The 23403-nt window shown below is 68.6% G+C and carries 24 protein-coding genes and 1 tRNA gene; 14 read left to right on the top strand and 11 right to left on the bottom strand.

What is annotated here, in order from left to right; genetic code table 11:
• Positions 1-48 precede the first annotated feature (48 nt).
• Positions 49-1272, bottom strand: a complete 1224-nt coding sequence (locus F9C12_RS28645; protein WP_409462418.1) for an LCP family protein — start codon at positions 1270-1272, stop codon at positions 49-51.
• Between the two features lie 191 nt (positions 1273-1463).
• Here F9C12_RS28645 and F9C12_RS28650 point away from each other — a divergent pair, with 191 nt between their 5' ends.
• Together F9C12_RS28650 and F9C12_RS28655 are read left to right on the top strand one after the other, a co-directional pair.
• On the top strand, positions 1464-1964 hold the full coding sequence (locus F9C12_RS28650) for a pyridoxamine 5'-phosphate oxidase family protein (RefSeq protein WP_409462419.1): 501 nt from the start codon (positions 1464-1466) through the stop codon (positions 1962-1964).
• Positions 1965-2034: 70 nt separating this feature from the next.
• Complete coding sequence (locus tag F9C12_RS28655; protein WP_409462420.1) at positions 2035-2889, top strand: SDR family oxidoreductase; 855 nt, start codon at positions 2035-2037, stop codon at positions 2887-2889.
• A gap of 126 nt (positions 2890-3015) precedes the next feature.
• Here F9C12_RS28655 and F9C12_RS28660 read toward each other — a convergent pair whose 3' ends face one another.
• The gene (locus tag F9C12_RS28660) at positions 3016-3756 is read right to left on the bottom strand and encodes an ABC transporter ATP-binding protein (RefSeq protein ID WP_409184878.1); all 741 of its coding nucleotides are present in this window, start codon (positions 3754-3756) and stop codon (positions 3016-3018) included.
• 71 nt (positions 3757-3827) lie between these two features.
• Here F9C12_RS28660 and F9C12_RS28665 point away from each other — a divergent pair, with 71 nt between their 5' ends.
• The 3 genes from F9C12_RS28665 (at position 3828) to F9C12_RS28675 (ending at position 6600) form a co-directional block, all read left to right on the top strand.
• The gene (locus tag F9C12_RS28665) at positions 3828-4448 is read left to right on the top strand and encodes a TetR/AcrR family transcriptional regulator (RefSeq protein ID WP_409462421.1); all 621 of its coding nucleotides are present in this window, start codon (positions 3828-3830) and stop codon (positions 4446-4448) included.
• A 16-nt stretch (positions 4449-4464) separates the two neighbouring features.
• Positions 4465-4537: transfer RNA gene (locus tag F9C12_RS28670), tRNA-Arg, on the top strand.
• A 170-nt stretch (positions 4538-4707) separates the two neighbouring features.
• Complete coding sequence (locus F9C12_RS28675) at positions 4708-6600, top strand: ATP-dependent helicase (protein WP_409462422.1); 1893 nt, start codon at positions 4708-4710, stop codon at positions 6598-6600.
• A 21-nt stretch (positions 6601-6621) separates the two neighbouring features.
• Here F9C12_RS28675 and F9C12_RS28680 read toward each other — a convergent pair whose 3' ends face one another.
• Together F9C12_RS28680 and F9C12_RS28685 are read right to left on the bottom strand one after the other, a co-directional pair.
• On the bottom strand, positions 6622-7125 hold the full coding sequence (locus F9C12_RS28680) for a DUF3159 domain-containing protein (RefSeq protein WP_409462423.1): 504 nt from the start codon (positions 7123-7125) through the stop codon (positions 6622-6624).
• A 108-nt stretch (positions 7126-7233) separates the two neighbouring features.
• Complete coding sequence (locus F9C12_RS28685) at positions 7234-8304, bottom strand: FAD-dependent oxidoreductase (protein ID WP_409462424.1); 1071 nt, start codon at positions 8302-8304, stop codon at positions 7234-7236.
• Between the two features lie 100 nt (positions 8305-8404).
• On the opposite strand from F9C12_RS28685, the gene F9C12_RS28690 reads away from it, so the two are divergent.
• Positions 8405-8995: a TetR family transcriptional regulator gene (locus tag F9C12_RS28690; RefSeq protein ID WP_409184883.1), complete on the top strand. Its 591-nt coding sequence runs from the start codon at positions 8405-8407 to the stop codon at positions 8993-8995.
• Here the strand turns inward: F9C12_RS28690 and F9C12_RS28695 are convergent.
• Positions 8992-9576: a TetR/AcrR family transcriptional regulator gene (locus tag F9C12_RS28695; RefSeq protein ID WP_409184884.1), complete on the bottom strand. Its 585-nt coding sequence runs from the start codon at positions 9574-9576 to the stop codon at positions 8992-8994. The genes F9C12_RS28690 and F9C12_RS28695 overlap by 4 nt on opposite strands.
• A gap of 540 nt (positions 9577-10116) precedes the next feature.
• Positions 10117-10548, bottom strand: coding sequence for a hypothetical protein (locus tag F9C12_RS28700; RefSeq protein WP_409462425.1), 432 nt, complete (start codon positions 10546-10548; stop codon positions 10117-10119).
• A gap of 220 nt (positions 10549-10768) precedes the next feature.
• Here F9C12_RS28700 and F9C12_RS28705 point away from each other — a divergent pair, with 220 nt between their 5' ends.
• The 7 genes from F9C12_RS28705 (at position 10769) to F9C12_RS28735 (ending at position 17975) form a co-directional block, all read left to right on the top strand.
• Complete coding sequence (locus F9C12_RS28705; RefSeq protein WP_009083595.1) at positions 10769-11422, top strand: response regulator; 654 nt, start codon at positions 10769-10771, stop codon at positions 11420-11422.
• 9 nt (positions 11423-11431) lie between these two features.
• Positions 11432-12052, top strand: a complete 621-nt coding sequence (locus F9C12_RS28710) for a trimeric intracellular cation channel family protein (RefSeq protein WP_409462426.1) — start codon at positions 11432-11434, stop codon at positions 12050-12052.
• Between the two features lie 120 nt (positions 12053-12172).
• Positions 12173-12865 (top strand): response regulator transcription factor, encoded by a 693-nt coding sequence (locus tag F9C12_RS28715; protein ID WP_009083592.1) that lies wholly within the window; start codon positions 12173-12175, stop codon positions 12863-12865.
• On the top strand, positions 12862-14301 hold the full coding sequence (locus F9C12_RS28720; protein ID WP_409184888.1) for an ATP-binding protein: 1440 nt from the start codon (positions 12862-12864) through the stop codon (positions 14299-14301). The genes F9C12_RS28715 and F9C12_RS28720 overlap by 4 nt, the downstream gene beginning before the upstream one ends.
• Positions 14302-14420: 119 nt before the next feature.
• A complete protein-coding gene (locus F9C12_RS28725; RefSeq protein WP_409184889.1) occupies positions 14421-15221 on the top strand; it encodes a DeoR/GlpR family DNA-binding transcription regulator in 801 nt (266 codons plus the stop codon).
• A complete protein-coding gene (gene galT, locus F9C12_RS28730) occupies positions 15218-16288 on the top strand; it encodes a galactose-1-phosphate uridylyltransferase (protein WP_409462427.1) in 1071 nt (356 codons plus the stop codon). The genes F9C12_RS28725 and galT overlap by 4 nt, the downstream gene beginning before the upstream one ends.
• Before the next feature lie 79 nt (positions 16289-16367).
• The gene (locus tag F9C12_RS28735; protein ID WP_409462428.1) at positions 16368-17975 is read left to right on the top strand and encodes a trypsin-like peptidase domain-containing protein; all 1608 of its coding nucleotides are present in this window, start codon (positions 16368-16370) and stop codon (positions 17973-17975) included.
• A 290-nt stretch (positions 17976-18265) separates the two neighbouring features.
• Here the strand turns inward: F9C12_RS28735 and F9C12_RS28740 are convergent, their stop codons facing one another.
• Genes F9C12_RS28740 through F9C12_RS28760 form a run of 5 tightly spaced genes read right to left on the bottom strand, consistent with a single transcriptional unit; the run spans position 18266 to position 21834 of the window.
• A complete protein-coding gene (locus F9C12_RS28740) occupies positions 18266-18718 on the bottom strand; it encodes a hypothetical protein (protein WP_409462429.1) in 453 nt (150 codons plus the stop codon).
• Positions 18715-19851: a molybdopterin-dependent oxidoreductase gene (locus tag F9C12_RS28745; RefSeq protein WP_409467091.1), complete on the bottom strand. Its 1137-nt coding sequence runs from the start codon at positions 19849-19851 to the stop codon at positions 18715-18717. Before F9C12_RS28745 ends, F9C12_RS28740 begins: the two co-directional genes overlap by 4 nt.
• Positions 19852-19895: 44 nt before the next feature.
• Complete coding sequence (locus tag F9C12_RS28750) at positions 19896-20525, bottom strand: methyltransferase domain-containing protein (RefSeq protein ID WP_409462430.1); 630 nt, start codon at positions 20523-20525, stop codon at positions 19896-19898.
• Positions 20522-21193 (bottom strand): DUF2064 domain-containing protein, encoded by a 672-nt coding sequence (locus tag F9C12_RS28755; RefSeq protein ID WP_409462431.1) that lies wholly within the window; start codon positions 21191-21193, stop codon positions 20522-20524. Before F9C12_RS28755 ends, F9C12_RS28750 begins: the two co-directional genes overlap by 4 nt.
• Positions 21190-21834, bottom strand: coding sequence for a glycosyltransferase family 2 protein (locus F9C12_RS28760; RefSeq protein ID WP_409467092.1), 645 nt, complete (start codon positions 21832-21834; stop codon positions 21190-21192). Before F9C12_RS28760 ends, F9C12_RS28755 begins: the two co-directional genes overlap by 4 nt.
• Positions 21835-21993: 159 nt before the next feature.
• Here F9C12_RS28760 and F9C12_RS28765 point away from each other — a divergent pair, with 159 nt between their 5' ends.
• Positions 21994-23397, top strand: coding sequence for a hypothetical protein (locus tag F9C12_RS28765; protein ID WP_409462432.1), 1404 nt, complete (start codon positions 21994-21996; stop codon positions 23395-23397).
• Positions 23398-23403: the final 6 nt, after the last annotated feature.

The raw sequence follows: 23403 nt of genomic DNA on the forward strand, positions 1-23403 counted from the left end.
AATCGTCCTGATAGGACATTGAGGCACGCGGCGTCTTCTTCGCCGAAGTTATTTCACACAAGGGATTCCGCCTCCGTTCAACGCGGGCGGGGGAGCGGGAGCGCTGCCGGAGGTCATCGGGGTCACATAGGCGGCCGGGGTCGGCACCGGGGCGCCGCTGAGCAGCTGTGCGACCAGGGACTGGATTTGCCCGGTATTGACGAAGTTGACGTCCTCGCCGGACGGGCTCTTGCCGAAATGGTCGACCGGGAGGGTCACGAAACTGACGTTCCCGCCGGTCAGGCTGGACGCCTGGTGCGCGAGCGCGAGCAGGTCCAGCGATTTGTCGACCGCGGTGTTCTGCTTCGCGACGTCCATGATCCCGTGGAGTTTCGCCGGATCCGTGAACGTGCCGCCCTGTTTGAGCTGATAGGCCAGCGAAGCAATGAACGCCTGCTGCCTGCGTTCGCGGTCGAGATCGGTGAAATTGAGCGCGGGATGCACGTTGTCGCGGCGCTGCCGGACGAATTCCACGGCCTGTTCGGCGCTGATCTCCTGCTGGCCGGCATGGAAGTTCGCGCCCGAGTAGCTGTCCTGAGTGTCCTCGTTGAGGCACACCGTGATCGGCTGCACGACCTGGGCGATCTCGAAGAACGCCACCAGGGTGACCTCCACGAAATGGTCGACCGGAACGTCGCCGAGGAATTTCCGCACGGTGTCGATTTCCGCCCGGCGGCCCGCGTCCCGCGCCTGCTGCTCCCGCTGCGATTTGTCGGTGACATTCTGGGCGACGAGCTGTTTGGCTTTTTCGTCGAACGCCAGCCCGTAGGCCTGTTTGATCTTGCCCTTGCACACGTTGTCCGGACAGCCCGCCAGCGGAACGTAATCGTCGCGCGGAATCGAAATCGACGTCGCCTTGCTGCCGTCGCCCGGGACGTGCAGCAGCATCAGCACGTTGGCGTTGTACCCGCCGTCCTGCTGGTCGCCCGCGTGCAGCGAGTTGTAGATGTCCTTCGGCAGCGGATTGCCGTTCTCGTCGAGCCGCGAGTCGAGGCCCATGATGAGGATGTTGGTGTCGCCGCCGCTGGACGTCGACTGCCCGTCGAGCACGTCGGACACCTGCAGTCCGGACACGACGCCGGTGTAGGCGGCCCAGCCGTAACCGGTCAGCGAGAGCGTCAACGCGGCCGCGAGAGCCAACGCGACTCGGCCGGTGATCCGCCGTCGCCGAGCCGCGGCCCGAGCCGCGACGCCTCGGGCCGCCGCGGCACGTCTGTCGTGAGGGACGGTCATCGGGCCTTCCGGTGCCGGGGCGTCATGATTGCCCACTGTTCTGCACACTCGCTGTGTACACGCTGAGAAGGGGGCTCACACAGAGTTAACCTCGCGCTCCTGCTATGTGTGACCCACGCCACTATCTGGGTGATGTCGAGAACACCGTCCCGGCTCCGTCCCCGCAGCACCTAGCCGAGAAGGAGACAGTCATGGAAGCGCAGGAAGTCGCCGAGGTCCTGAACCGCGCGTACAGCCGCGAGCTGCTCGCCCGCGACATCGCCCGGCTCGCTTACGTCGCGAAGGACGGCACGCCGCGCAGCGTCCCGATCGCGTTCACCTGGAACGGCACCGAGATCGTTCTGTGCACCACCAAGAACGCGCCGAAACTGCCGGCGCTGCGGGCGAACCCGATGGTCGCGCTGACCATCGACACCGAATCGCACCCGCCGAAGATCCTGCTCCTGCGCGGCCGCGTCGAACTCGACTACGTCGACGGAATCCCGGACGAGTACCTCGAAATGAACGGTTCCTACGAGATGACGCCCGAGCAGCGCGTCGAATGGGAGGCCGAAATCCGCTCGCTGTACGTCGACGGCATGGTCCGCATCGTCGTCACGCCGACCTGGGCGAAGCTGATCGACTTCGAAACCACCCTGCCGTCGGCGGTTCAGGAACTCGCGCAGCGCCGGGCTCAAGCGGCGGGCGCGTAACCGGCTTCGAGAATCCGCTGATCCACTACACTCGCTCGTCTGGTGGCATCGACGCGCGAAGGCGGAGCGCATGATCCTGGTGACGGGTGCGAGCGGCAACGTGGGATCGGCGCTGGTCAACCAGTTGCGCGCGGCCGGCGTACCCTTTCGTGCCGCCTACCATTCCCCGGAGAAGGCAAGAAAAGCCGCCGCCGCCGGCCTCGACGCGGTCACCGTCGAAATGTCCGATCCGGCGACCGTGCAACCGGCGCTGGCCGGAGTGTCGAAGGTGTTCCTGCTGGGTGCGATGAGCCCCGGGCAGACCGGCAACGAGTCCAATGTGGTCGAAGCAGCCGTGTCGGCCGGGGTCTCGCACGTGGTGAAACAATCGCTGTGGCGGGCGGACGAGGAATTGACGCCGATCGCTCGACTGCACCGTCCGGTCGAGCGAATGCTGGAAACTTCGCCGCTGTCGTGGACTTTCCTTCGCGCGAACTTCTACCTCCAAGCCTTCTCGGGCAATTGGGCCGGAACCATCCGGTCCGGGAATTTCTTCGCCAGCCCGCTGATCCGCGGCCCGATCGCGTTCGTGGACGCCGAAGACATTGCCCGCGTAGCGTTTCGCGCGTTGACCGAAGACGGGCACGCAGGCAAGGCGTACGCACTCACCGGCCCTGAAGCGCTGACGTACGACGAAGCCGCGGCAGTGCTGTCCGAAGTGCTCGGCCGTCCGATCGCATACCGCGGAATGTCGAACGAGCAAGCACTTTCCGCGCTGGCCGAAGCCGGAATGTCCTCGTTCCACGCCAAAGCGCTGGTAGAGGTGTGCAACGCATACCTGGACGGCGGCGCGGAAACGGTGACGTCCACGGTCGAGGACATCACCGGCCAGCGACCGCGAAGCCTTCGCGAGTTCGCGACGGCGCACCGGCATTGCTTCGAGTGACCAGCACCGCGGCAGCGAGGACCGCAGTACTGGTCGCCGACCCGGCGAAATAGCGGGCAGGCGTCGGCTGATCGAGAAAAGACGTTGCCGCCACACGAGGTCGAGCACCGGGTCTCTGCTCCCGCCCTAAGCCGCAGGCTTGTAGGCAGTAAGGATTTCGGACAACGCCCCGTGCTGCCGAACCCGCCCTTCGTCCATCCACAACGCGGTGTCGCAAAACTCCGCGAGCAGTTCGTCGGAATGATTGGCGAACACCAGAATCCCCGACCGCCGCACCAGATCTTTGAGCCGCTCGCGCGCCTTGGCGAGAAACGCCGCGTCGACCGCGCCAAGCCCTTCGTCGAGCAGCAGAATCTCGGGGTCGATCGTGGTCACCACCCCGAGCGCGAGCCGCACCCGCATCCCGGCCGAGTAGGTGCGCAACGGCAGCTGCAGATAGTCGCCAAGCTCGGTGAACTCCGCGATGTCGTCGACCCGCTTGGCCATCTGTCGCCGGCTCATCCCGAGAAACAGCCCCTGTACCAGGATGTTCTCCCGCCCCGACACCTCCGGGTCCAGCCCAACCCCAAGATCGAACACCGGCGCGACCCGCCCCTCGACCCGCCGGATACCCCGCGTCGGCTCGTAAATCCCGGACAGCACCCGCAACAACGTGGACTTCCCGGCCCCGTTATGCCCCACCAACCCAACCCGAGCGCCCTCCTCGAGCCGGAAGGACACGTCCCGCAACGCCTCGACCACCGGCACCCTCGCGCCACTCGCGATCCGCCCGCCGACCTTCCCGAGCACGCGCTTCTTCAACGACCGGGTCTTGGCGTCGAAGATCGGAAAGTCGACGCAGGCGTCGCGCACCTCGATGCTGACCATGGGCCCCTCCTCTAGATGCGAATAGAAATTATCATTCGCATCTGCTGAACGCCACGGGTAACGTGCCGCAGGTGAGCCAGACCAGCGAGGGCTTCCGCCCGCCGCAACAAGCGCGCAGCCGCGCTTCGCTGCAGAAAGTCCTGACCGCCGCCGAACACGTCCTGGCCGAACAGGGCCTGGAATCCTTCACGGTCGCCGCGGTGGCTTCGCAAGCTGGAATGTCAGTCGGCACGATCTACCGCCGCTTCGACGGCAAGGAACAGCTGCTGCACGCCGTCAAGGACCGGCTGCTGACCCAGCTGGAAACGAACGTCCTCGCCGCCCTCCGCGCCGCGTCGCCAGACCTCCGCTCCGCCTTTACTGCGTTCGTGGAAGCCCTGGCGCAGACCTTCGCCGACCACGACCGAATCTTCCCGGAACTCCTGGACGCCCAACGCTCCGACGGCCGAGACCGAGGACTGGCCGCCCTGTCCGCGATCCAAGACGCCCTGCTGGCCGCGGTGGCTCCTTCTCCGCCCGATGCCGACAGCGTGAAGATGGCCGCCAGAACGATCATCGGCGCCTGCGTCCACCGCGCCGCGACCTGCCGATTCTGGCCCGACGACCGCTCGTGGAAGAGCTGGTCGGAGGAAGCGACAGCCCTGGCACTGGCGTACCTGACGTCGCCATCCGCGGCCCCCGCTAGGATGTAGCCTGCAGCACGCGACTGCCCTCGTAGCTCAGGGGATAGAGCACGGCTCTCCTAAAGCCGGTGTCGCAGGTTCGAATCCTGCCGGGGGCACATCTTCCCAGGTCACCGGAGTGGCCAGAGTTCAGCTGCCATCGAGCCCATGCGCGATCCCTGTTTTTGCTCGCATCGCTGATGGCGGTGGGCATGATCCGCAGCCGCCCGGTCAGGTCGTAGGGTCCTGATTCGAGTAAGTTCACGGGCCGGAACCGGGGAGGGTTCAGATGGCTGGCGATCGTGCGCGGCGGGAGCAGGTGCTCGACGGGCTCGATCCCGAGCAACGTGCGGCCGTGCTGGCACCGCCAGGTCCGGTGCGCATCCTGGCCGGGGCAGGCACCGGCAAGACCCGGACCATTACTCGCAGGATCGCTTATCTGGCCGGGACCGGGCAGGTCAAGTCCTCCGAGATCCTTGCGGTGACCCATTCCAATCAGGCGGCGGGCGAACTGCGGGACCGCATCCGGTCGTTGGGAGTGTCCGTACAGGCTCGGACGTTCCACAGTGCGGCGATGGGCCAGTTGCGGCATTTTTGGGCGAGGACCGGCCTTCCCGGCGATGAGCTGCGGATGATTCGCGAGGTCCGGGGTGGCCAGGGAGCATTTCTCCGCAAGGCGTTGGAAGCTGAGGTGCGGTCCGTCGCGACCACGGATGTCCGTGACTTCGGGGAGGAGATCGACTGGGCGAGGCGGAGCCGGCTCACGCCCGACCAGTATGCGCGGGCGGCAAACGAGAGCGGGCGAAAGCGAAATCTGCCTGCTTCGGTGCTGGCTGCCGCGTTCAAGCGGTACGAGCAGGCGAAGCGGTCTCAAGCCGTGTTGGACTTCGGCGACCTCATCGAACAGTGCGCGCTCCTGCTCGAACGTGACGACGAGGTGGCCGCCCAGTTCCGAGAGAGGTACCGGTGTTTCGTAGTCGACGAATACCAGGACACGGACCCCGCTCAGGAGCGTCTGCTGTCCGCCTGGTTGGGGCCCGGCCGCAACGTCACCGTCGTGGGCGATCCCCATCAGACCATTTTCTCGTTCAAAGGGGCAGACCCGTCGTTGCTCGTCGGGTTCACCGATCGTTTCCCCGGCGCGGTCAGCATCTCGCTGGACCGGGACTACCGGTCGACACCTCAGATCGTCGCCTACGCCAACCGGATCATGGGACCAGCGTCGGCGGGCGTGGTGCTCAAGGGACAGCGACCCGACGGTCCCGAACCGATTCGCCGGACCTTCGACACCGAAGCAACCGAAGCCGCGGCGTTGGCCGAACGGGTCAACGAACTTGTCGCCGAAGGCGTGGCCGCGTCCGAGATCGCCATCCTGGTCCGGACAAGGTCGCAGATCTTGTTCTATCGAGCCGCATTGCAGGACGCGGGCGTCATTACCGAGGTTTTCGACGACGAGAAGTTCTTCGAACGGCAGGAAATCCGCCAGGCAATGACAGCACTGGGCGATCTCGCCGACCGGTCGCCTGCCGTGACCGGTCTGGACGGGCTGCGAGCGGTTCTCGAGAATCTCGGCTTCGACCCCGCAGTTCCGCCCGCCGGACAGGGCGCCGCGCGTGATCGATGGGAGTCGCTGGGGGCGCTGCTGCGGCTTGTCGAACGGGTACCGGACGACGTGAGGGAAACCGTCGGCATCCTCCTTCGCGAACTGGAACGACGGGCGGCCGCGGAGCACGCACCCCGCCGCGGCGGGGTCACACTGGCAACCATGCACAAGGCGAAGGGTTTGGAGTGGGATGCCGTCCTGCTCCCTGGCCTCGCTGAAGGCTACCTCCCGATCGCTTATGCGACTTCGTCGGAGGAAATCGACGAAGAACGCCGCCTGTTCTATGTCGCCGTTACCCGGGCCAGAGAGCGGCTGGAACTTTCGCACGCCCTGGCCAATGAAAAGGGATACCCCAGAAACCCCTCCCGGTTCCTCGACCAGATCGTTCCGATCCGACGCCCGGTCGCAGCGGCTCCCGCACCGCCCCCGAATCCGTACTCGGTCGGCGACCGGGTAGTGAGTACCGCGTTCGGCATGGGCAAAGTGATCGCGACTACGAAAACAGCTGTAACGGCTGATTTCGGCACTCCCTACGGAGTCAAGACGGTGCCGGCTGACCACAAGCTGAGCAAGCTGTAACCGCATCGCCGCACCAGCTGCTTAGCGAACCAACGCGCCCGGTGCCCGTAAAAACCGCCAGCACAGATACCCGCACACCCCCGCCGCTGGTGCTCCGCTCAGCAGTGTCGCGATCGCCAGCGGAGTCACCATCCCGTGTGAATACAGCGGCACCAAAACCGCTGTGACCATAATGAACTTCGCCAAGAAAATCCCCGTGCACAGCTGATAACGCCGCCGCTGCAAGGGGTCCCGTCGCCAGCCGAATCGTTCCCCTCTCGCCGTTCCCAGCACCACTCCAATCACCGGCAACCGCACCAGGATCGACAGCAGGAACACCGCGCCTCCGATCACCTGCATGAGCACCGAAGGCAGGTAGTAGTCGACCGCATGACCGGTGCTCCCGGCCAGCAACGCGGACAGTCCTGTGATCACCAGGCCGATCGCTGCCTGCCAGTACTTTCGGTCGGTGAACGCGCGGATCCCGGCGAACACCACGACGGCACCGACCGCGATCAGTTCGGCGGTGACCACCTGGCCGGACACCAGGTAGGCGATCAGGAACCGCCCGCGACGCGACCCCTTCGGCGACGGTTCGCCATCCGCCCACCGCGGCGAACAGGGACAACGACTTCTCGGTCAGCAGCGCGAGTCTCATCTGCCCGCCTTTGCCGGAACGGGTGCGGCGGCGCGCATGATGTCTTCGTACGAGCCGATCGCGTCGAGCAGAGAGAGCTGCCCGCGGTTCGCCTCGATCAGTGCCGAGCAGAGCCGGTGGGCGTCCTGCATAGCGAGGTTGCCGCCGAAGCCGGGGGCGAGGTGGATGGCATCGCCTAGGACGGTTACCGCGGTGGCTGGCCATGGCGGTATCGGCGGGATCATCCCAACGCGCAGAGTGGACGTCATTTCGGGCCACGCCTCGTCGACGATCCGTTGCAAGGAGGGCGGAAGATCGTCGACGGGGCCAGACAAAGCCCACATCAGGTAATCCTCGATCGTCGCCACCGCGGCACGCGGGAGCGCGGGCAGAAACCGTTGCCGGGCAAGGGTCGGCGGTGAAGTGAATCGCAGTGCGCCCAGCACCATCGTCGTGTCCTGGATCCGCACGACGGCGGGATTGTCGCCGATCAGCTCGGGCAATCCGGCCGCTGCCCGCGACGGCGTCGCGCCCATCAGCATGCGCCGTCCCGAATCGAGCACCTGCGCTTGTGGCAGGTATTGCCGACGGACCGCCGAACCGATCCCATCCGCGCCGACCAAGACGTCAGCCGTATCGTTGCTGCCATCGGCAAACCACGCCTGAACTGTGCCGTCGGGTAGCCGCTCGAAGCGCGTGAACTCCGCCTCGAAGCGGACCGCATCCTCCAAGCCAGTCAACAAAATCGACCGCAACAACGGGCGATGTGTCTGCCGTCCAGGTCTCGCTCGACCTGCTGCACCGTCGGTGGGTTGAGCGTCCACGACGGCGAGCGAACCATCCACTTCGGACAGTTTGAGCGTCTTATCGCGGAGCCGGCCCATCGTGGCGTCGATCATCGCGACGTGCGCCGAAGGCAGGCACCCTTGCAACGCGGCAACGCCTCGGTCGTCGACATGCAGGCTGACTCCTTGCGCCCGCCCCAGCGCGCCGTCTCGTTCGTACACGGCGACTTCGATCCCCACTCGGCGCAGTCCTTGCGCGAGGGTCAACCCGCCCAGACCTGCGCCGATCACGATGACTTTCATCGCGTCCCCATTTCTTCATCACTGATGAAGTTCAGGCTAGCGCGGGTCGGCAGGAAACTCCACCAACGATGAAGAAAGCTCGGTTAGACTCACCGGCGTCATGGCAGAGCACAGTTCCCCCGCCCGTCCCGGACGCTGGCGAACCGGGGCGGAGAGCAAACAGCGGATCCTGGACGCGGCGCGCGCGCTGTTCCGGGAGCGCGGCTACGGCGGCACCACCGTGCGCGCGGTCGCGAGCGAGGCGGGCGTCGACTCCGCGATGGTGTTCTACTTTTTCGGCAACAAGCAGGGCCTCTTCGCCGCGGCGATCGAGATGTCCGCGCAGGTGCCGCCTGCCCTCGACGAGGTCTTCGCCGGCGGGCTCGACGGCCTCGGCGAGCGCATCGTCCGAACGCTCCTGGAGAACCTGGACGCCTCAGGCCGAACCCCGCTCGCAATGCTCACCCGGGCCGACGACCAGGCCGACGCTCTGCTCCGCGAGTACATCGACCGCGAAATCACCGGGCGATTGGCCAATCTGCTCGACACCCCGGACGCCGCGTTCCGGGCGGGCATGGTCAACGTGCAGCTCTTGGGCCTCGCCGTGGCGAGGTATGTCGTGCGGATCGAGCCGATCGCGTCCGCGCCGGTCGACGAGCTGGTCGGCCGCTTCGGACCGCTCGTGCAGCACTGCCTGACGGCGGCGGGCTAACCGAAAAGGCGATCCAGGTGCTGGTCAATAGCGACGAGCGCGGCACGGGACTCGATCACGTCCAGTTCGAGCAGCGGCGTCAACCCGGTCAGCGCGAGGACGAGATTCGTCTCGACGGCCGGGTCGCGGTCCGCGGCGATGTGTCCGTCGGCGATGGCCTGCCGGATCAGGTGTTCTACCAGTGCTCGTTTTTCGCGTAGGTCGTCGCGCAGCTTCGCGTGCAGCTCGGAGTCGTGCAGTGCTTCGAGGACGTACGCGGCGCTCATCCGGCTGGTGGCGCGCGCATCGGGATGCAGCGGCAGCATCTCGGTGAGCGTCACGCGCAGCACCTCTTTCGGGTGCGCGACGTCTGCCAGGCCCTCGGCAACCCTTTTCGAGGTCTGCTCCGCGGCGAACTCCATCGCGAAGGTCAGCATCGCGGTCCGGGTCGAGAAGTAGTGCTGCACCTGACCGAGAGACGCCTCCGCCTCGCGGGCCACCTCTCGCATGGTCGCGTGGTTCCAGCCTTGCTCCGACACCACCCGCCACAACGCGCGCGCGATCGCTTCCCGCCGCTCGCGGTGGTCGACCTTCTTCGGCACGCCAGCCCTTTCGCTGATTCCAATACAACTGACATAATACACTTGACTTGAAGCCCGCGGGAGCTGAGGATGAACGACAAGACGCAGCCAGCGGTCCGGACGGTCGAGGGGGCCGTGACGGCCCGCTGGCGGGCGGGGATGGCGGAATCCCGTACGCCAGCCGCCGATGGGCGATCTCCAGTTCGCCGCGCCCGGTCGCGCCTTGAAACGGCGCACGGCAGGCGACCGAATTCGGTCCGCTGCCCCCGCGATCCAGGCGGAGTCGGCGCACGAAACGGACTGACCCTCACCGTCTCGACGCCGGATCCGAGTGCGGCGGGCCTTCAGTTCCGGCTGTTCTCCGTCATGGCAGGGCACCTTCACCGCCGAAGACGCACAACCGGCACTCAATCTCTACGTCGGAGCCAGTCCGGAGGCGCTGATGAAGATCGTCTATTTAGACGCGCTTTCCGGATGCCGAGCCAGCCGCTTCCGCCTATTGCCCAGACTGACGCCTGACCCGGGTGCTGGACGTCGAGTCCGTCCCGCGCAGGCCGAGGCCTACTGTCCGCCCCGTTCGATCAGATACTGCTCCTTGAGTTCCGCATAGCTGAGGTCGGCCGGGAACTCGTCCTCGGACAGCAGCCCGATCGCCCACGGAACCGGGCACGGCGAACGGTGCTCGGGTTCGGGACACAGCAACAGTTTGATCTGCTCGATCAGTTCCCGCGACTGGTCCTCGGTCGCGTAGACGCCAACCTTGATCTCGAAAGTCTTGCGTTCGTCCGTCATCGGCCTTTCCTTGTCCAGTCCAGGAATAGCGGGCGGGACGGATTGACGCCAAACGCTTTTCCCGGCACGGCCCGACGGCGTCCTGCCCGAGGTGACGGATCCATCCGAGACGGAGAGCGTCAGCGCCGGTCCGCCCGGCGCGGCGGCAACCGCCCTCCGGACCGCGACGAACCAGCCGAAGGGGGTGCGCCCGATGAACATCCGCTCCTTCTGGATCGGTTACGCAACTCGGCGGCGCCCACCCGAAGAAGTCACTCAAGTGGGTGACCAGCAACTGGGTCGACGGCTGTTCCCGGCCGCTCCGGTGGACCAGTCACGTCACCTGGTCGTGTCTGGTTTCGAAACCGTGAACAACAGTAGGTAATCTTCCGTAACGGGTGCGGGGAGCCGCCTCCAACCCACGGTCTGCCGGAGGGCTTCGTTGATCAAGCTCATGTTCGCCGACGACGAGGAACTAGTTCGGTCGGGGCTGCGCGCCATGATGTCCGGGGCGTCGGACATCGAGATCGTGGGCGAGGCAAGCGACGGCAGATCGGCGGTCGAGGTCGCCCGTCGCTATCACCCCGACGTCGCGCTGCTCGACATCAAGATGCGCGCCCCTGACGACGGCATTCGCGCGCTTCGGGCCATTCTCGCGCTGCCCGATCCGCCCACCGTCGCCATGCTCACCACCTTCGACATCGACGAGTACGTCAGCCTCGCGCTGCGGCTCGGCGCCAACGGGTTCCTGCTGAAGGACATCGACCCGGCGGCGTTGCTGCGGGCCGTGCGCGACCTGGCCAAGGGCGGTGCCGTCCTCGACCCGGGCGTGGCCGTGCGCATGGTGCAGAGCCACCGCGACGAGCAGCGGGCCGCGCAGCCGGCGCGCAAGCTCCTGGCCTCGCTGTCCGAGCGCGAACGCGAGGTCGTCGCGCTGATCGGGCAGGGTCTGTCGAACGCCGAGATCGGCGGGCGGCTGCACCTGTCCGAGGCGACGGTCAAGGGCTACGTCTCGGCGGTGCTGTCCAAGATCGGCGCGGCCAACCGGGTGCAGGCCGCGCTCCTGGCCTACCGCGGCGGGCTCCTCGACCAGTAGCACCGGCCGATGCTGCTGACCGCGCTCGAGTTCCTCGGGCTGGTGGCGTTCGCGGCGTCCGGGGCGCTGGCCGCGGTCCGGGCGCGGCTGGACGTGTTCGGGGTCGTCGTGGTCGGCCTGACCACGGCGCTCGGCGGCGGCATCATCCGCGACGTGCTCCTCGGCATCCATCCGCCGACCTCCCTGCGCACCTGGCCGTACCTGGCCGTCTGCGCGGTGACGGCGCTGGTCGTGTTCGCCTTCCATCCGCAGGTCGCCCGGCTGCGGCACGCGGTGCTGCTCGCGGACGCGGTCGGGCTCGGCGTGTTCGCCACGGCCGGGACGACGCTGGCGCTCAACGCGGGCGTGACCGGGTACGCCGCGTCCCTGATCGGCATGACGAGCGGCATCGGCGGCGGCGCGCTCCGCGACCTGCTGCTGCGGGAGATCCCGCTCGTGCTGCGCAAGGAGATCTACGCGATGGCCGCGCTGACCGGCGCGGTCTGCGTCTGGGCGGGGCACGCGCTGAACCTCCCGGCCGGCGCGGTCACGACCGTCTCCGCGGTGGTCGTGGTCGCGATCCGCGTGCTCACGCTCTGGCGACGCTGGAACGCTCCGGTCGCGCGGCCGCCCGAAGAACGCTCGTTGTGATTCCCGCGTCCCCGATCCCCGGCGCGGCCAGCGCGAATGGTCCCGTCGTCCGGAGATGCTCTTTGTGTGTTCTGCGTGTGTTCTTAGGCGGGTCTCAGCACTCTGCGTAAGACTGGCCGCATGCGCATCCTCGTAGTGGACGACGACCGTGCCGTCCGTGAATCGCTCAGGCGGTCTTTGGAGTTCAACGGCTACACCGTGGAGCTCGCGAGCGATGGTGCGCAGGCATTGGAGACGATCCTCGCCAACCGTCCGGACGCGATGGTCCTCGACGTGATGATGCCGCGCCTGGACGGGCTCGAAGTGGCTCGCCGGCTCCGCAGCACCGGCGATGACCTGCCGATTCTCGTGCTGACCGCGCGCGACACCGTCTCCGACCGGGTCTCCGGCCTCGACGCCGGCGCCGACGACTATCTGCCCAAGCCGTTCGCCCTGGAGGAGTTGCTCGCCCGGCTGCGCGCGCTGCTGCGCCGCGCCGCGCCGGACGCTCAGCAGGGCGAGACGTCGGAGGTGCTGTCGTTCGCCGACCTCACGCTCGACCCGGGCACTCGCGAGGTCCGCCGCGGCGGTCGCGAGATCAGCCTCACCCGCACCGAGTTCGCGCTGCTCGAGCTGTTCCTCTCGTACCCCAAGCACGTGCTGACCCGCGGAAGGATCCTGGAGGAAGTATGGGGTTACGACTTCCCGACGTCGGGCAACGCGCTGGAGGTCTACGTCGGCTATTTGCGCCGCAAGACGGAGGCGGAGGGCGAACCGAGGCTGATCCACACGGTGCGTGGAGTGGGGTACGTCCTGCGCGAGACCCCGCCGTGACCGACCACCCGGCGGGCGAGCAGGCCGCGCCGGCGGGGGAGGTCCCCGATCCGCGGGGCACCCGGTGGAGCACCCGCCGGTTCTCGCTGCGCGGCCGCGTCACGCTGCTGGCCGCCGCGTGCGTGGCGGGTGCGGTTGCGCTCGTTTCCCTGTGCGCGTACCTGGTGGTGCGCAACAACCTCCTCACCCAGCTCGACGACAACCTGCTCGCCCGCGCGCAAGCCGCGGCGAATTCGCCGCAGGTGCCGACCGACCAGTTGCGCGAGGTGCCTGGCGCCTTGCTCGCCAGCGCCGACCTGCAGATCGGCCAGCTCAACGGCATCACCGGCGACCTGATCTATCCGCAGCCGGGCACGCGGCCGCCGGTCGGCCCGGCCGAGATGCGGGTCGCGACCGGTCTGCTGCCCCAGTCGTTGCGCACGGACGCGACCACCGGGATGCGAGTGGTCGCGGTGCCGCTCGGGCACGGGCAGGCGATCGTGCTGGCGCAGTCGATGGCTCCGACGATGCGTGCGCTGAACCAGCTGTCCGTGGTGCTGTTCCTGGTCGGCGGGGCCGGAATCGTGGTGGCCGCGGGCGCGGGCACGGCGGTCGCGCGGGCCGGGCTGCGCCCCGTCGACCGGCTGACGTCGGCGGCCGAGCGGGTGGCCGCGACCGGCGACCTGCGTCCGATCCCGGTGAGCGGCGACGACGAACTCGCCCGGCTCACGCACAGCTTCAACATCATGCTCGGCACGGTCGCGGACTCGCAGGAACGGCAGCGGCAGCTCGTCGCCGACGCCGGGCACGAGCTGCGCACCCCGTTGACCTCCATGCGCACCAACCTGGAACTGCTCCTGTCCGCCAGCCGTCCCGGCGCGCCGTCGCTGCCGGACGAGGACCGCGCCGACATCGAGGCCGACATCCGCGGCCAGCTCGACGAGTTGACCCAGCTCATCGGCGACCTGGTGGAGCTGGCGCGGCAGGACGAACCGCGCGAGCAGGCCGAACGCGTCGACCTGATGGAGGTGGTCGAGCGGGCGCTCGACCGGGCGCGCCGCCGCGCAGGCGAGATCGAGTTCGAGGTCTCGCTGCAGCCGTGGGTGCTCACCGGCGACAACAGCTCGCTCGAACGGGCGGTGCTGAATCTGCTGGACAACGCGGTGAAGTTCTCGCCGCAGGGTTCGCGGGTGCGGGTCACGCTGCGTCCGCTGGGCGACGGCACCGCGGTGGTCGAGGTCGCGGACTCCGGTCCGGGCATCGCCGAGGAGGACTTGCCCAAGGTGTTCGACCGGTTCTACCGCTCGTCGGAGGCGCGCACCCTGCCCGGATCCGGCCTCGGACTGGCGATCGTGAAGCACGCCGCCGAACGGCACGGCGGCACGGTTTACGCCAATCGGGCACCGGAAGGCGGGGCGCTGCTCACCATCCGGCTACCCGGGGCGCCCGTCGCCTGAACCGCCCGCCCCGCATGGCCGTCGCCCGGCAGGGGGACGAATGATCTGCACGTCGCGCACCCCTGATGTTGAATCGTGTAGGATTTTGTGTAGTTAATGGGTGTGCTTGGGGAGTGGCGGTGCTCGCGCGGCAGCGACAGGCGATGATCCTCGAGGAAGCACGCCGGACCGGTGCGGTCCGGGTCAGTGACCTCGTCGCGAGGCTCGGCGTCTCCGACATGACGGTCCGCCGCGACCTCGACGTGCTCGCGGGCCGGGGCCTGGTCGAGAAGGTGTACGGCGGCGCGACGTCGCTGGTCGGCAAGAGCACCGACGAGCCGGGATTCGAGGCGAAATCGGTGCGCCAACGCGCGCAGAAGGAAGCCATCGCCGAACTGGCGGCCACCCTCGTCAAGCCGGGCACCGCGATCGGGCTGTCCGCCGGCACCACCACCTGGACGCTCGCGCACGCGCTCGACGGCATCGAGGGCCTCACCATCGTCACCAACTCGATCCAGGTCGCGGACGTGCTGCGCAACGCGGGACAGCCGGACCGGACGGTGGTCCTCACCGGCGGGGTGCGGACCCCGTCGGACGCGCTGGTCGGCCCGGTCGCCGTGCAAAGCCTGCGGACGCTGCACCTCGACCTGGTGTTCCTGGGCGTGCACGGGATGGCGGTAGGGCCCGGGTTCACCACCCCGAACCTCACCGAAAGCGAGACCGACCGCGCGCTGGTGGAGGCCGGACGGCGGCTCGTGGTGCTCGCCGACCACACGAAGTGGGGCACGGTCGGCATTTCCACGATCGCGGACCTGGAAGAAGCTCAGGTCGTGGTGACCGACGACGGACTGGACGACCGTGCGCGAGAGGACCTCGCGGAGCGGGTCGGAGAACTCATGATCGCCGAAACGGCGGAGAACCTCGAGGCAGAAGAAGCGTGAAACGCACTGTGCGGCACCTGGCCGACGGCCGGGAGATCATCTATTTCGACCACACCGACGCCCACGAGCGGCTCGCCGCCGACACCCGGGACCTGCCGCCGGTCGCGGCGGCCTCGGAGATCCGCCGCGACCCGCTGACCGGCGAGTGGGTCGCGATGGCGGCACACCGCCAGACGCGCACGTACAAGCCTCCGGCCGACCTCTGCCCGCTCTGCCCGACCCGGCCGAACAAGCCGAGCGAAATCCCCGAAGCCGATTACGACGTGGTCGTGTTCGAGAACCGGTTCCCGTCGTTCTCGCAGCAGGCGACCGGCGATTCGTCCACTGTGGACGGGTTGGGTCTGGTGCCGACCGCGCCGGGCCTCGGCCGCTGCGAGGTCGTGTGCTTCACCAGCGACCACGACGGCGCGTTCTCCCGGCTGACTCCGGAACAGGTGCGGCTCGTCGTGGACGCCTGGGCCGACCGCACCGCCGCGCTCGCGCAGACGCCTGGCGTGGAACAGGTCTTCCCGTTCGAGAACCGCGGCGAGGAAATCGGCGTCACGCTCTCGCATCCGCACGGCCAGATCTACGGCTACCCGTTCGTCACGCCGAAGACCGAGCGGATGCTGGCGGTCGCGCGCGAACACGGCGGATCGGTGCTCGGCGACGTGCTGGCGGCGGAACAGAAATCCGGCGAACGCGTGATCGCCGCCGGCGAGCACTGGACGGCCTTCGTGCCGCCGGCCGCGCGCTGGCCGGTGCACGTCCAGATCGTGCCGCACCGGCAGGTGCCGGACCTCCCGTCGCTCACCGACGCCGAACGCGACGACTTTTCCCGCGTGTACCTGGACGTGCTGCGCCGGTGCGACGCGCTGTACGACCGGCCGCTGCCCTACATCGCCGGTTGGCAGCAGGCACCGGTGCGGCGGGACCGGGAGCTGTCGTGGCTGCACCTCGAGCTGTTCTCGGTGCTGCGGGCCAAGGACAAGCTCAAGTACCTGGCCGGATCCGAGTCGGGCATGGCGGTCTGGATCAACGACGCCACCCCGGAGCAGATCGCGGAGCGGCTTCGCTCGGCAGGCTGACCGCGACTCGCGGCATACTCATCTACGAAACACAGGTTCGACTCAGGAACCTCTCAGGCCCGGCCGCTTAGGTGAGGACATGACCGAGAACGACCCCCACGTGCCAGACTCCGCGGCGGGTCGCCAGGACCCGGGCGCCCAGCCGGGCGCCGAGGGCCAGGCGGCTTGGCAGCAGACCCCGGCTCAGCCGGAGCAACCCTCTTCCGCAGGCTCGACCGGCGGTGACGCGGGACAGTCAGCCGCCAGCGCGACTGGTTCGACTGCCTCGTACGGTTCGGTCGCTGAGGGCTCGGCAGGGACGTCGGGCTCCGGCACGTCGAGCGGCGACGCTTCCGGCGCGTACGGAGCGCCTGCGGGTCAGTACGGCGCCGCTCCGACGTACGGGGCCACCGCTTCGGGTGGAGCGACGCCGAATCCGTGGTCGGCCCAAGGCGCGGCCGCCCCGCACAGCGGTTCGATCCCCGGCGCTCAGCAGTCCGCGGCGGGTCAGCCGTACGGCAGCCAGTACCCCGGCGGACCCAACACTCCGCCCGCCGGAGCACCGGCCAATCCTTACGGCGCACCGGGAACCTCGGTGTACGGCGTCCCCGCGCAGCGCGAGAAGAAGGCTTCGGCGGGCAAGCTCCTCGCGAGCGTCGCCGCGATCTCGCTCGTGATCGGCGGCGTGGCGGGCGGGACCGTCGGGTACCTCACCGGCGGATCCGGTTCGTCGGTCAGCGCGCTCGACGCGCCGAAACCCGCGCAGCAGACCGGCAACGTGCCCGCCGGCTCGGTCGAATCGGTGGCGCAGAAGCTGTCGCCGAGCGTGGTCGAACTGCAGGTGTCCGGCCGGACCGCGGCGGGCGAGGGCTCCGGTTTCGTGCTCAGCAGCGACGGCTACATCCTGACCAACAACCACGTCGTCCAGGTCGCCGCGAACGGCGGCCAGATCCAGGCCGTGTTCCAGGACGGCAAGAAGGCCGCGGCGAAGGTCGTCGGCCGGGACCCGACCACGGACATCGCCGTGGTGAAGGTGTCCGGCGTCAGCAACCTCACGCCGGTCGAGCTGGGCCGGTCCGACGACCTGCGGGTCGGGCAGCAGGTGGTGGCCATCGGCTCGCCGTACGAGCTGACCGGCACGGTCACCTCGGGCATCGTCAGCTCGCTGCACCGCCCGGTGCAGGCGGGCGGCGACGAGACCGACCAGACCACGGTGATGGACGCGATCCAGACCGACGCCGCGATCAACCCCGGCAACTCGGGCGGTCCGCTGTCGAACATGAGCGGCCAGGTCATCGGCATCAACTCGGCCATCTACAGCCCGAATTCGGGCCGCGGCCAGGGCAGCGGCGGCGAGGGCGGCAACGTCGGCATCGGGTTCGCCATCCCGATCGACCAGGCGCGCCGCACCGCGCAGGACATCATCAAGACCGGCCACGCGACCCAGACGTTCATCGGCGCGAAGGTCACCGACGCGCCCCAGGGCGGCGCCCAGCTCGGCGACATCACGCCGGGCAGCCCGGCGGAGAAGGCGGGCCTGAAGTCCGGCGACGTGGTGACCAAGATCGACAACCGCGTCATCGACAGCGCCAACACGCTCGTCGCCGCGATCCGCACGCGCGCCCCGAACGACCAGGCGACCTTCACCCTCGCCGACGGACGCACGGTGCAGGTCACCCTCGGCGGGCAGGCGGTGCCGGCCAACTAGATCGCTCGGCCGCCGAGGCGCGGCCGAGACCAGCCACGGCTCGACCCCCTGTCCGCGCTGGGGCCGAACCTTTGCAGGCCGCGCGCGACCGGAGCAAGAGCCGGTCGCGCGTGGCCGTTTTTAGTGCCCAGCGCCGGAAAACCGGCTCCCGCACGAAAACACGAAGAGGCTCTCCGTGCCGCCTCCGACTCGGCACGGAGAGCCTCTCCGCGTGCGGTGGGGTGCCCACGCGCACACCGAGCCAAACGCCGAATCCGCGGGAAAATTCCGGTACCGGAAGAAAAGCCAGGTCAACTACGTGCGCGCGGCCGAATTTCCCGCGCCGCCCGATGCCGGATCTGGACAATCCGGACGATCGAGACCGTCAGGACGACACCCCACACCACAGCGAGCGTCGCCAGCAGTCCCAGCCAGGTGTTCCCGTCGTGCAACCCAGGCTTCGGCGGCACCCCGTAAGCCCGCCACAGCAGCGGGAGCGCCACGAAACCCAGCACCGCGGTCAGCACCGCCCCGACTTGCACCGGTCCTCGCCACGGCCGCGGCAGGACCCGCGCGAGCAGCAAGCCAACCAATCCGGCGGCCGGAGTGAACACCACGTCGTTGACGATCGGACCGCCACCGATCCACAGCAACGTCGTGCCGCTGTCCGGCCAGGCCGGTCCCGCATAGTCGAGAAACAGCACGACCCCGTACGCCAACGCCGCCAATCCGGGCAGCGCCAGCAGGATCCGCGCGGTCTTCACTGCACCTCCAGCTTCGCGACCCACTTGGTCTGCAGCACGCCGGGCCGGCTGGGCGCGATCACGCGGCACGGATAGCCGTGGTCGAGGTTCAGCACCTCGCTGTTCAGCTCCAGCGCCAGCACCGTGAGCGGGTCTGCGGTGTGCTCGCCAGGCAGCACGCTGACGCCGTACAGCCCGGTCTTCTCCAGCGACGACACGCGCACGGCCACGCCGGGTGAACTGCCCGCGGCGCGCAGCAGGTCCGGGAACGAGATGCCGCGCCACGTCGCCATCTGGCTCCATCCTTCGACGCACGCGATCGGCAAGTCCACAGTGGTCTGCGGCAACGCCCGCAGTTCGGCCAAGGTGAACTGGCGGGTCCCGCCCGAAGTCACCACGGACAGCCGCCATCCGGGATCCTGCGCGGCCCGCGTCACCTGCGCCGCCACGGCCGTGCGGTTGACCGGCAACTTCTGCGTGCCCTTGTCCGATCGCCACGACAACCCGGACACGTTCCGCAGCGCGGGAACCGTCGCACCCGCGGTGGCCAACACGGCGACTCCGGTCGCGATCCCCGTGGTGGTCAGGAATCCTCGGCGCGACAACCCAGGGCCGGGCGGCTGCGCGGGCGCACGCTCCCGCGTCAGCGCCCGCCGGAGCACCGGGAGCTTCACCGCGACGTGCACCAGGATCGACCCGATCGCGACCCACGCGACCGCGTAGTGCACCTGCGGAAAGTAGAAGTTCCACGGGTAGTTCTGCGCGACGTTCAGCAATCCCGAACTCAGCTCGAAGAAAGCCGCCCCGGAGAGGACGAGGATCGACAGCCGCTCTACCGCATGCGGCATCGAGCGCACCAGCGGACGCTCGAACAGCTTCGGGTAGACGCTCCACAGTTTGGCCAGCAGCAACGGAATCGCCGCGATCCCGGACAGCACGTGCATGCCCTGCGTCACCCGATACAACCAAACCGGCCGGCTCGGCCAGAAGAACCACCCCGGCGGATGCTGGATCAAGTGGCTCACCAGCCCGGTAACGAAGCAGATCAGGAACGCGAGCCCGAGCAGGCTGCCGACACGTGCCGTCACGCGCTCGCCGTGCGCGCCGCCCTTGAACTGCTCAGCCTTCGGAATACGGGCCCGCGCGTCGGTGATCCGGGCGTCGAGTCCGCGCCACGCGGAAGCCAGCCGCCCGCGTTTCACGCGCGTTCCAGTTTCGCGAACCAGCGGTGCCCTCGGCTGGTCGTCCACGCCACTCGAAACCCAGTCCGCACCGCGATTTCCGCGATGGCGTCGACTCCCACCCACGCCCAGGTGAACCACCGCCCGCCAGCGGGATCCGGCCGCAGGCGGACGTGGTCCCGGCGCACGCCGTGGCCGGGTTCCTCCAGTTCCACGAGCACGTCACCGTCCGGCGTGAGCAGTTCGCGCGCTCGCCGCAGCAGCGCATCGGGATCGCCACCGATCCCGATGTTGCCGTCAGCCAGCAACACGTGATTCCACCGTCCCTCACCGGGTAAGCGAGCGAAAACGTTGCGCTGCAACGCGCTCGCCCCACGTCGCCGAGTGAGCCGCACCGCGATCGGCGAACTGTCCACGCCGAGGGTCATCACGCCTCGACGCGTCAGAGCGGCGGTAAGTCGGCCAGGCCCGCAGCCGATGTCGAGCGTCGGACCCTCGCACGCGTCCAGCAGCACGGCATCGCCCGCGCCGCAACCGTCCGCCCAACGGCCGACCGGAAGCTCAATCCGGTCGCCGTTCGCGAGTTCCAGCCAGCAGTGATGGCCAAGCAGCCCGCGATCGAATTCCCGCCCAGTCGCGAGTTTCACGCCACCACCCCCACCGCGTCGACCGCCGCGGCGAACCTGCTGTCCGGCCGGAGCGCGGCCACCCGCAGCGCGTCCTCCATGGTGTCCACATCGGACAACATCGGCAGTTGGCCAACGCGGAGACCTGCGCCTGCCAACGCCACGCGAGTACGGAACCCCGTGTCCGGCCGCGACATCGGTACCCCAGTGAGCACTTGTGCCTGCCGTGGATCGGCAAGCCCAAGTCCCCACCAGCCACCGTCTTCCGCGCCGCCCAGCACCGCGTGGCTGTCTCCGGCGATGACCGGCTCGATCGCCGAAGCCAGCAACGCGGGGGAGACCTGCGGCGTGTCCATGCCGATCTGCAGCACGGGCAAACCGGCGTGTACCGCAGCGGTATCGGCGTGCGCATTGGCTAGCCGGGTGCCGAAATCCCAGCCCCGCTGCGCGATCACGGTCGCCTTCCGCAATGCTCGACCGATTTCCGCACCCCGTGCTGCCTCCGAGAGGTCGCCCGTCAGCGCCACCACAGTGAGCGCGCCGTCGGTGGCGAACGCAGCGTCCAGCGTGTCCAGGAGCGCGGACGCGGCGATTTCCGCGGCCTGTTCCGGTGTCGCGGGCGGACACAACCGGGTCTTCGCGAACCCCGGTACCGGGGCTTTCGCGACCACAAGCAGGCAGAACGTCATCGGACCAGCACCCGCCCGAAGTCCCGCACCGCCCGCACCGTGCCGCGCACCGATCCGGACACCTTCGATTTCGTGCCCCGCGCCCGTTCCCGGTAAGCGACGTCGAACTCCTGGACTACCCAGCCCGCGCGCTGCGCCTTCACCAACAGCTCAAGCGGATAGCCGAACGCCCGGTCCGCAACGCCGAGAGCCAGCAACTCCCGACGCCGCACCGCCCGCAGCGGCGCGATGTCCCGTACCGGTAACCCACGGAACCGCAACAGCAGCGACAGGACGGCATTGCCTGCTCGGGCGTGCCACGGCCAAGCCGCCCGAGACACCGGCACCCGACGCCCGACCGCGAGGTCGGCACCATCCACGACCGCGGCGACCAGACGCGGCAGTTCAGCCAGATCGAGCGACCCGTCAGCATCCGCGAAACAGACGATGTCAGCGGTCGCGTTCTCCAACCCGGTGTGGACGGCGGCCCCGTAACCACGCCGCGGCTCGTCGACGACTTTCGCGCCGTGCGCGGCCGCGACGCCAGCGGAACCGTCCCGCGACCCGTTGTCGACGACGATCGCGCGATACCCCAGCGGCAGACTGGCGAGCACGCCGGGCAGCGCGGCCGCCTCGTCGAGGCAAGGGAGGACGACGTCCACTCCGAATTCGTTCACGAGGCGTACGGTAAGTCTGGAAAGGACAGTGCAGAACCCTTGCTGTGCTTACCAAATCCTGACGTCCGGCAAGTTCTTACCGACTTCTCACGGATCCGCCCGAAACCTGATGGACCGCCGTCCGCGGGGTTATCGTGACCGGCGATGAGCGAGTCGACGAAGGCTGCCCGGCTCGCCGAGCCGCCCACCCCGATTTCCGTCCGCCCCAGGTTCCGCGCAGACCTCGTGACGGTCGGCGTCACCCTTGTGGGGATCGCCGCCGCGACCGCGGTTGGCGTGTACTACAACCGGCCAGGCTCGGGCGTGGTGATCTACGCGTTCACGCCGCCGTTGTTCGCACATTGGCTGCCGCACGTCGGCCCGGGCTCGGTGTTCGCCGTCCTGATCGCCGCCGGTGTCGTCCTGTACGGCCCGGCCCTGGCCGCCCGGCTGCGGTGGCGGCGAGCACTGGCCGCGGGCTACCTGGCCTCCCTCGGCTGGATCTTCTCGCTCGCCATGGTGGACGGCTGGACGCGCGGCTTCACCGGACGGCTCACCACTCCGCAGGAGTACCTGCACGAAGTCCCCGGCATCACGGACATCCCGCGGTTCCTCCGCGAGTTCTCCTCTCGCATCCTCGATTTCCAGCCGAACTCGTGGACCACTCACGTGTCTGGTCACCCGCCCGGCGCGACCCTCGTTTTCGTCTGGCTCGACCGGCTCGGCCTCCGCGGCGGTGCCTGGGCGTCGACCGCTGTGGTGCTGGTGGCCGCGCTGGTCGCGGTCGCGGTACCAGCGACGATCGCTCTCCTCGGCCGTCCCGATGCCGCCCGCGCGGCGCTGCCGTTCGCCGTGCTCAGCCCAGGCGCGGTGTGGCTGGGCGTGTCCGCGGACGGCCTCTTCGCTGGCGTGACGGCCGCCGGTATCGCGCTGCTCGCCCTTTCGTCGGCGGGCTTCCGCAGGCACCGTGGTTACGCCTGGCCCACGGCGGTGGCGGCGGGGATTCTCATCGGATTCGGCATCTTCCTCTCCTACGGCCTCGTCCTGCTCGGCCTGATCGCGGTGGCCGTCGCTGTGCTCGGCAGGCAATGGCGGGCCGCGGCAGCCGCCGTTATCGGCGCGCTGGCAGTGGTCGCGGTGTTCGCGCTCGCCGGTTTCTGGTGGTTCGACGGCTACCGCCTCGTGGTCGAGCGCTACTACCAGGGCGTCGCGCTGGTGCGGCCGTATTCCTACTGGGTGTGGGCCGACTTGGCCGCGGTGGCGGTCGCGTGCGGGCCGGCGGTGGTCGCGGCGGCCCGCCGAGGGATGGCTACCGCGATCTTCTTGCCTTCCCGCCGGACGATCCTGCGCGATCCGGTGCTGCTGATCGTGCTGGCCGCGGTGCTCACGATCGTGTTCGCTGATTCGTCCGGCCTGTCGAAGGCTGAGGTAGAACGGATCTGGCTACCGTTCGGCGCGTGGCTGATCCCGGCCACGGCGCTGCTCCCGGCGGGCCACCGCCGCTGGTGGCTGGCCGGACAGGCAGTGGTCGCGCTCGCGGTCAACCACCTGCTGCTGACGAATTGGTGAGGTGAG

The sequence above is a fragment of the Amycolatopsis sp. GA6-003 genome, assembly GCF_046267895.1.
GTDB lineage: Bacteria > Actinomycetota > Actinomycetes > Mycobacteriales > Pseudonocardiaceae > Amycolatopsis.